6 protein-coding genes are annotated in these 7,954 nt (G+C 72.8%); 3 read left to right on the top strand and 3 right to left on the bottom strand.

What is annotated here, in order from left to right:
* Positions 1-469 precede the first annotated feature (469 nt).
* Entirely contained in the window at positions 470-2,755 is a 2,286-nt protein-coding gene (locus tag NOCJ54_RS26525) for a transglycosylase domain-containing protein (RefSeq protein WP_051485987.1), read from the top strand.
* A 3-nt stretch (positions 2,756-2,758) separates the two neighbouring features.
* On the top strand, positions 2,759-4,231 hold the full coding sequence (locus NOCJ54_RS0117140; protein ID WP_028656474.1) for a glycosyltransferase family 87 protein: 1,473 nt from the start codon (positions 2,759-2,761) through the stop codon (positions 4,229-4,231).
* On the opposite strand, the gene NOCJ54_RS0117135 is transcribed toward NOCJ54_RS0117140, so the two are convergent.
* Together NOCJ54_RS0117135 and NOCJ54_RS0117130 are read right to left on the bottom strand one after the other, a co-directional pair.
* Positions 4,189-5,265 (bottom strand): alanine racemase, encoded by a 1,077-nt coding sequence (locus NOCJ54_RS0117135; RefSeq protein WP_028656473.1) that lies wholly within the window; start codon positions 5,263-5,265, stop codon positions 4,189-4,191. The two genes, NOCJ54_RS0117140 and NOCJ54_RS0117135, sit on opposite strands and share 43 nt — an antisense overlap.
* Positions 5,266-5,269: 4 nt before the next feature.
* Positions 5,270-6,424 carry a lipid II:glycine glycyltransferase FemX gene (locus NOCJ54_RS0117130; RefSeq protein WP_036518437.1) on the bottom strand — a complete coding sequence of 385 codons (1,155 nt, stop codon included), beginning with the start codon at positions 6,422-6,424 and terminating at the stop codon, positions 5,270-5,272.
* Between the two features lie 65 nt (positions 6,425-6,489).
* Here NOCJ54_RS0117130 and NOCJ54_RS0117125 point away from each other — a divergent pair, with 65 nt between their 5' ends.
* Positions 6,490-6,906, top strand: coding sequence for a MarR family winged helix-turn-helix transcriptional regulator (locus NOCJ54_RS0117125; protein WP_028656471.1), 417 nt, complete (start codon positions 6,490-6,492; stop codon positions 6,904-6,906).
* Between the two features lie 34 nt (positions 6,907-6,940).
* Here NOCJ54_RS0117125 and NOCJ54_RS0117120 read toward each other — a convergent pair whose 3' ends face one another.
* Positions 6,941-7,744: a deoxyribonuclease IV gene (locus NOCJ54_RS0117120; RefSeq protein WP_036518436.1), complete on the bottom strand. Its 804-nt coding sequence runs from the start codon at positions 7,742-7,744 to the stop codon at positions 6,941-6,943.
* Positions 7,745-7,954: the final 210 nt, after the last annotated feature.

Here is a 7,954-nt window from a genome sequence, read left to right as displayed (position 1 = left end):
CGGTCGTGGAGGAGCTGCTGGTCTCGTGCACGCGCCGGCTGCGGCCCGACTTGCCGGCCGGGTGACCCGTCCGTCCGGCGCCTCCGGCGCCCGCCTCGGTGTCGCTGCTGGTCGCCGGGACCCGCCCTCTCTTGTTGTTCGGGGTGGGGCGGTTGGGGTGGGTGCCTGCGGCGTTTCCCGGCCGGGCTCACCCGGCCGGCTGCAGAGCGGCCCTCCGCCGGCGCGCGGTCGTGCAGGTGCTGCTGGTCTCGTGCACGCGCCGGCTGCGGCCCGGCTTGCCGGCCGGGTGACCCGTCCGTCCGGCGCCTCCGCCGCCCACCCCCGAGGTGCGTGTGGCGTGCAGACGCCGGCTGCGGCCCGACGTGCCGGCCAGGTGGCCGGTCCGTCCGGCGCCTGCGGCGCCACTCCCGGGGTGCAGGCGGTCGCGGGAAGTCGGGACGAGAACCTGTGGCGCCGTACCCTGTGCTCCGTGGTTCAGGGAAAGCGCAAGGCAGCCGGCTCCTCCCCCCGTCGCGGCAAGCGGCCGGGGAAGAAGGGTGACGGCGCGCCGCGGACGTGGAAGCAGCGCCTGAAGAGGATCTCCCTGTGGGGTCTCGTCACCGCGGTGGTGATGGGCCTGCTGGGCCTGCTCGGGTTGTGGATCGCGTACCGGGCGATCGACATCCCCGACCAGAACGCCGAGTTCCTCACCCAGACCACCCGCGTCTACTACAAGGGTGGCAAGAAGGAGATCGGGCAGTTCGCGATCCAGAAGCGTGACTCGATCGAGTACGACGAGATGCCGCAGACGGTGAAGGACGCCGTCGTCGCGGCGGAGAACCAGAGCTTCTGGACCGACTCGGGCCTCGACCCGAAGGGCATCCTGCGGGCGGCGTTCAGCAACGCCCAGGGGAACTCCACGCAGGGTGCGTCGACGATCACGCAGCAGTACGTGAAGATCCTCTACCTGACCCAGGAGCGCACCTGGAAGCGCAAGGCGAAGGAAGCGATCCTCTCGCTGAAGATCAAGAACCAGCTCAGCAAGAAGGAGATCCTCGAGGGCTACCTCAACACGATCTACTTCGGGCGGGGCGCCTACGGCATCCAGGCGGCGGCGCAGGCCTACTTCGGTCGTGACGCCAAGGACCTCGACCTCGCGCAGTCGGCGACGCTCGCTGCGATCCTGAACAACCCCTACGCCCTCGACCCCGACAACGGCGAGGACGCGGAGCGGCGGCTGCTCGGCCGCTACCAGTACGTGCTCGACTCGATGGAGGAGATGGAGACGGCGACGGCCGCCGACGTCGCGGCGGTGCGCAAGTCGTTGCCGAAGTTCCCGAGGATCCGCTCCGACGCGCAGTACGGCGGACAGCGCGGCCACGTGCTGACGATGGTCCGCAAGGAGCTGCTCCGCCTCGGGTTCAGCGAGCAGGAGGTGAACGGCGGCGGGCTCAAGGTCACGACCACGTTCACCAAGAAGGCGATGGACGCGGCGCGTGACGGCGTGAAGGAGGAGCGGCCGGAGGGCTTCGGCAAGAACCTCCACGTCGCCGTCGCCTCGGTCGAGCCGGGCACCGGTGCGGTGCGCGGCATCTATGCCGGGCAGGACTACCTCAAGTCGCAGCTCAACTGGGCCGTCGAGGGCGGCCAGGCCGGCTCGACGTTCAAGCCGTTCGCGGTCGCCGCGGGCATCGAGGCCGGCTTCGAGCTCAAGGACACCTTCGACGGCAACTCGCCCTACGAGCTGCCGGGTGGCGGGCGTCCGTTCGAGAACCAGGGCAACGCCGACTACGGCCGGGTCAACCTGATCAAGGCGACCCAGGACTCCATCAACACCGCGTTCATCGACATGACGCTCGCGATGGACAACGGCCCGAAGGAGATCATCGAGGTCGCCAACCGGATGGGCATCCCGCCGGCCGAGCCGGCGAACCCGCCGTTCGGCTTCCCGACCTCGTCGCCGGGCCTCGAGCCGCAGACCGGTGTCTCGCTCGGCTCGCAGACCGTCAGCCCGATCAACATGGCCAACGGCTATGCGACCATCGCCAACCGGGGCGTGGCCGCGGACGCCTACATCATCGAGAAGGTCGTGGATGCCGACGGCGTGGTCCGCTACACGCACAAGGTGACCGACCGGCGCGCGATCCCCGAGGGCGTCTCCGACGACGTGGGCTACGCGCTGCAGCAGGTCGTCAAGGCCGGGTCGGGCCGGACCACGCTCGGACTCGGCCGTCCGGCCGGCGGCAAGACCGGCACCGCGACCAACGGCAAGGGGGAGGTCTCCTCCGCCTGGTTCGTCGGGTACACCCCGCAGCTGTCGACCGCGGTGATGTACGTGCGCGGCAAGGGCAACGAGCAGCTCAAGGACTGGCTGCCGTCGTACTTCGGAAGCGGCTACCCGGCCGCCACCTGGACGTCGGTGATGCAGAAGGCGCTCGAGGGCGAGCCGGTCGAGCAGCTGCCGGGTGCGGCGTGGGTCAAGGGCGAGGCGCCCAGCGACGGTCACGAGCCGGCCCCGCCGCCGCCGAAGAAGACGAAGAAGCCCAAGAAGGACCGGAAGACCGAGGAGCCCCGGACCACCGCTCCGGTGGAGACCCCGTCCGACGACCCGACGACCCAGCTGCCGACCGACCTGCCGACCGGGGACCCGACCGACCCGGACCCGACGGACGACCCGTCTTCGCCGTCGTCGCCGACGTCGACGCCGCCGCCCGGCAACGGCCGGTCGCCGGGGGCGTCCGCGTCGCCGCGCCCTCGCCGGCGTCCCGCCGCCTGACGCATGGCCGAGCGCGCGCCGCACGTCCACCCCACGCTCGACGACCCGGTCGTCACCGGCCTCAGCGAGGTCGTGGGCGGGCCGATGGGCGAGCGCGCCCGGCCGCACCGGTGGTGGACGCCGCTGCGGGTGCTGCTGCTGCTGACGGCGTTCACGTTCGCCCTCGGGCTGGTGCAGAAGGCGCCGTGCTCGCTGGCGGAGGGCAAGGACCAGAACTGGGTCTACTCCCACATGTGCTACACCGACCTGCGGCCGCTCTACGTGCCGCGGGGCATGGCCGAGGCGGCGTGGCCCTACTCGGGCGACCCGCAGACGCGGTCGCGCTACGAGGTGATGGAGTACCCCGTCGGCATCGCCTACTGGGCGTGGGGCACGGCGTGGGTGACGCACTGGCTCAACGGCTCGCCCGACCTCGAGGAGCGCTACCGCGCCCCCGTCGCCCAGCTGTACGACGACCCGGAGGTCGACGACGAGCAGACGATCTTCCTGCTGGTGAACGCGCTCGGGTTCGGCGCGCTCGCGCTGGTCGCCACCTGGCTGCTCTCACGCACCCACCGGGTGCGGCCGTGGGACGCGGCGGCGTTCGCCCTCTCCCCGACGTTGCTGCTGACCGGGCTGATCAACTGGGACCTGATCGCGGTCGCGCTGGTGGCCGGGGCGCTGTGGGCGTGGTCGCGCGACCGGGTGGTGCTGACCGGGGTGATGGTCGGCCTCGGCACGGCCGCCAAGCTCTACCCCCTCTTCCTGCTCGGCGGGTTGCTGATCATCTGCCTGCGCCAGCGCCGCTGGCGTGACCTGCTGGTGACCATCGCCGCGGCGGCGGGCTCGTGGGTGCTGGCCAACGCGCCGGCGTACCTCACCGGCCGCGAGCAGTGGGAGGTCTTCTGGACCTTCAACGCCGAGCGCACCGCCGACCTCGGGTCGGTGTGGATGCTGGTCGACCAGGCTGCCGACGTCGGGTTCTCGGCGCACACCATCAACCTGTGGTCGTGGATCCTCTTCGGGGTCTGGTGCGCGGTGGTCTTCGTCCTCGGCATGACCGCCGGGCGCAAGGTCCGTCCCGAGCAGGCCGTGCCCCGGCTGGCACAGCTCGGCTACCTGGTCGTGGTCGGCTTCCTGCTGGTCAACAAGGTCTACTCCCCGCAGTACGTGCTGTGGCTGCTGCCGCTCGCGGTGCTGGCCCGGCCGCGCTGGCGCGACCAGCTGGTCTGGCAGGCCAGCGAGGTCCTCTACTTCTGCACGATCTGGTGGTACCTCGGCGGCTACCTGGCCCCCGCGGGCGGCGGCGACGCCGGCTTCTACTGGGTCGGCATCACCGTGCGCGTGCTGGGCGAGCTCTACCTGGCGGCGGTGATCGTGCGCGACATGTACCGCCCGGACCGCGACCCGGTGCGGGAGGCGGAGCTGGTCGGTGCCGGCTCCCGGGTCGACGGTCAGCCGGTGATGACGACCCGGTCGAACGCCGTCGCGGTGTAGCGGACCCGCACGTCGACGTCCTCCCCGACCTCGGGCACCCGGGCGCCGTGCGGGAGGAAGAGCATCGACGCCTGCATGTGCGGCGGCTCGGCGAAGAGCCGCTGCTTGCCGTCGATGGAGTACGGCGAGCGGACGAACCCGACCGCGTCGAGGCCGCCGCGCGCGAGGGTGGCGGCGCGGGCCTTGATGGTCTGCTCGCCGGTCGGCGCCTCGAGCCCGATGCCGTGGGCGGTGCCGCCGCTGACGACCAGCACGTGGCCGGACTTGGGGGCGGTGCGGCCGCGGTAGCCGAACGCGTCGCCGCGCTCGACGGGGTGCACGTCGAGCACGGTCGCGCTCACCTTCAGCGCGCCCCGGTCGCCCAGCCAGAGACCGGTGCCGATGCGCGGGCGGAACCGGAAGTCGGCGTACTGGCCGCCCAGGGTGGCGAGCTCGGCGTCGGTGAGGTGGCTGACCCACACCTGGGGAGTGCCGCGGGTGGGGACCTCGGCGGCGACGTAGTCGTTGACCAGCCGGGTCACCTCCCCGACGTGGCCGCCCTGGCCGAGGGGGAGGTGCAGGGCCAGGCCCTCGACGTGGGCGCCGGGGTGCTTGCGGAGCAGCTCGCCGGCCTCCCACAGCTCGCGGGCGGCCATGCCGTGGCGGCGCATCGAGGTCATCCGCTCCAGCACGATCCGCGCCCCGGGGTCGGCGTGCAGCAGGGCGCGCAGGTCGTCGACCCGGCTGACGGTGTGGACCAGGCGCCGGGCCAGGGCCGCGTCGGGCAGCGGCACCCACGGCCGCCACGGGGTCAGCACGAGCAGGTCGCCGTGCCAGCGCTGCGCGACCTCGGGCAGCTCGTCGTAGGTGCCGACCGCGAGGGTGCGCACGTCGTGGCCGCGGTCGGCCAGCCACTGCGCCTTGCGGGCGAGGCGGCCCAGGGTGAAGCCGTAGCCGTTGCCCTTGGCGACGGGCACCAGGCCCGGGTGCGCGTCGGCGACGGACTCGAGGTGGGCCCGCCAGCGCGAGCCGTCGACGGTGAGGGTCAGGGACATCGGGTCACCCCCGCCGGGAGAGGTAGATCTGGAAGGCCTTGTAGAGGGCGCGGTTGACCGGCAGGTCCCACTCCCCGGCGTACTCGACGGCCTCGCCGCCGGTGCCGACCTTGAACTGGATGAGACCGACGTGCGGGTCGTCGGCGTCGAGGGTCTCGGTGATGCCGCGCAGGTCGTAGACCGCCGCGCCGGCCGCGATCGCGTCGCTGATCATCGCCCACTGCACGGCGTTGGAGCCGCGGACCTCGCGCTTCTCGGTCGACGAGGCGCCGTAGGAGTACCACGCGTGCTCGCCGACCCGGATCGCGATGGTGGCCGCGACCAGGTCGCCCTCGTGGCGCGCCAGCCAGAGGGTGAACCGCTCGTCACCGTCGGCGCGCAGGGCGTCGTACATCGTCTCGAAGTAGCGCAGGGGGCGCGGGGTGAAGTGGTCGCGCTGCGCGGTGTGGACGTAGAGCTCGTGGAAGGCCTTCAGGTCCTCGCGGCCGCCGGTGGTGACCTCGACGCCTGACTTGGCGGCCTTCTTGATGTTGCGGCGCCAGAGCTGGTTCATGCCCTTGAGGACCTCGTCCTCGGTGCGCTGCGTGCCGTCGGGGTGGCGCAGCGGGACCTGGAACACGAACTGCGGCTGGCCGGCGGCGAAGCCGCCCTCGACGCCCTGGTGGCGCCAGCCGAGCTCGTGCAGCTGGGCCACCACGCGGGCGCCGACGGGGCTGCGCTCCTCGGGCGGCAGCTGGCTGAGCAGGCGTACGTCGGGATCGGCGATGCCCTCCTTGACCTGGGCGGTCGACCAGCGCCGGGTGGGCACGGGCGGACCGATCCGCACCGCGAACGCCCCGGCCTTGCGGAGGTGGGCGACCATCGGCTCCAGCCACGCGGCGAGGTCGTCGCCGTCCCAGTCGATGGCCGGGCCCTCGGGCAGGTAGGCCAGCGAGCGCTTGAGCTTCGGCAGCTGGCGGTAGAGCACCAGCGCGACGCCGACGAGGCGGTCCTCGGCGTCGAACCAGCCGATCGACTCGTGGCGCCACTCGGCCTTCACCTTCCCCCACCCGGGGGTCTGCAGGAAGCTCGCCGACGGGAGCGAGGCCAGGTGCGCGCTGTGCTCGGCGGCGGTGATGGTGCGGACGGTGCGGACGGGGTTCGGGCGCACGCTCGGCATGTCCCTCAGGCTATCGGCCGGGGGGTGGCCCGGGTGCCCGCCCCGTCGACGGGTACCGCCCGGGCATGACCGCACCGCGCCCGCTCCCCTACTGGACCAGCACCGTCAGCCGGCTCATCGACGAGCAGGTGGAGGACGCCGTCGCGGCGGCCGGGCTGACCCGACCGCAGTGGCGGGTGCTGGACCGGCTGGCCAGCGGGTCGGTGCAGGTCGACGACGCGCCCGAGCTGCTCTCGCCGTACGCCGGCGGGCAGGCGCCTGCCGAGGTGCTGGACTCACTGGTGGCGGACGGGCTCGCCGAGGAGCTCAGCCAGGAGTACCGGCTCACCCCCGCCGGCCACGAGCGCGTCGACGAGCTGCGCGCCGGGCCGGTGCAGGCCGTGGCCGACCGGGCGACCGCGGACCTCTCGCCCGAGGAGCACGACGCCCTGCTCGACACCCTCGAACGGATCGCGCGGAGCCTCGGCTGGCTGGGGGACTGAGCCGAGGGCCGGCCCCGGGCCGGGGCGCCGGCGCTCAGGCGTCGCCGATCCGCTCCCGCAGCCACTCGAAGTCCGCGACGTGCGCCTCGGCCGGGCCGGGCGTCTCGCAGACGACCGGCGCCCCGGCGTCGCGGACCACCTGCGCGAGCAGGTCGGGGTCGATCTTGCCGGCGCCGAAGTTGGTGTGCCGGTCGGCGCCGGAGTCGAAGGCGTCCCGGCTGTCGTTGGCGTGCACCAGGTCGATCCGGCCGGTGATGGCGCGGATGTCGTCGACGATCGTCTCCAGCGCGTTGCCGCCCGCGTGGGCGTGGCAGGTGTCGAGGCAGAAGCCGACCATGTCGGCGCCCTCGGCGCTGGCGATCGCCTCCCACGTGCCCTTGATCCGGTCGAGGTAGCGGGTCATCGCGTTGGTGCCGCCGGCGGTGTTCTCGATCAGCAGCGGCACCTTGATGTCGGTCGCCTCGACGGCCTTGCGCCAGTTGTCGAAGCCCTTGGCCGGGTCGTCCTCGTCGGTGACGTGCCCGCCGTGCACGATCAGGCCCTTCGCGCCGATCTCGGCCGCGGCGTCCATGTGCTGCTGCAGCAGCTTGCGGCTGGGGATCCGCTGGCGGTTGTTCGTGGTCGCGACGTTGATCAGGTACGGCGCGTGCACGTAGAGGTCCACGCCCGCCGCCTCCGCGTCCTTGCGCAGCCCCTCGGCCCCACCCTCGTAGGCCACGACCGGGCCCTTGAACGACTGCGGGTTGCCCAGGAAGAACTGCACCAGCGGCGCGTTGCGCGCAGCCGCCTCCGCGATCGGGTCGGTCTGGTCGACGTGGGCTCCGATGCGCAGGCTCATGGGGTCCATCGTAGGAAGCGGCTCCGACAGGGGGTCTGCCGCGTGGTGGCATCGGCGGCCGCGCGTAGCCGACCGTCCCCCGGCCGGTCGGCTGTCGGCGCGGAGTCGGCACGGGCTCCGCCCGCGCCGCCGCAAGCGGCCGCCGCTGCGTCGTTCGGGCAGGAACTGCAGGCGACACGCCGGCCGGAGGTGCAGCTCGTGCCCGATCGA

Origin of the sequence: Nocardioides sp. J54, from assembly GCF_000519005.1 — a bacterium.
Taxonomy (GTDB): Bacteria; Actinomycetota; Actinomycetes; order Propionibacteriales; family Nocardioidaceae; genus Nocardioides.
This window is presented reverse-complemented; position numbering and strand designations above follow the sequence as displayed.

Excerpts from the sequence above, each read along its gene's own strand:
- NOCJ54_RS0117120 (WP_036518436.1), bottom strand. The coding sequence starts at position 7,744 with ATGAGCCTGCGCATCGGAGCCCACGTCGACCAGACCGACCCGATCGCG.
- NOCJ54_RS0117130 (WP_036518437.1), bottom strand. The coding sequence starts at position 6,424 with ATGCCGAGCGTGCGCCCGAACCCCGTCCGCACCGTCCGCACCATCACC.
- NOCJ54_RS0117135 (WP_028656473.1), bottom strand. The coding sequence starts at position 5,265 with ATGTCCCTGACCCTCACCGTCGACGGCTCGCGCTGGCGGGCCCACCTC.
- NOCJ54_RS0117125 (WP_028656471.1), top strand. The coding sequence starts at position 6,490 with ATGACCGCACCGCGCCCGCTCCCCTACTGGACCAGCACCGTCAGCCGG.
- NOCJ54_RS0117140 (WP_028656474.1), top strand. The coding sequence starts at position 2,759 with ATGGCCGAGCGCGCGCCGCACGTCCACCCCACGCTCGACGACCCGGTC.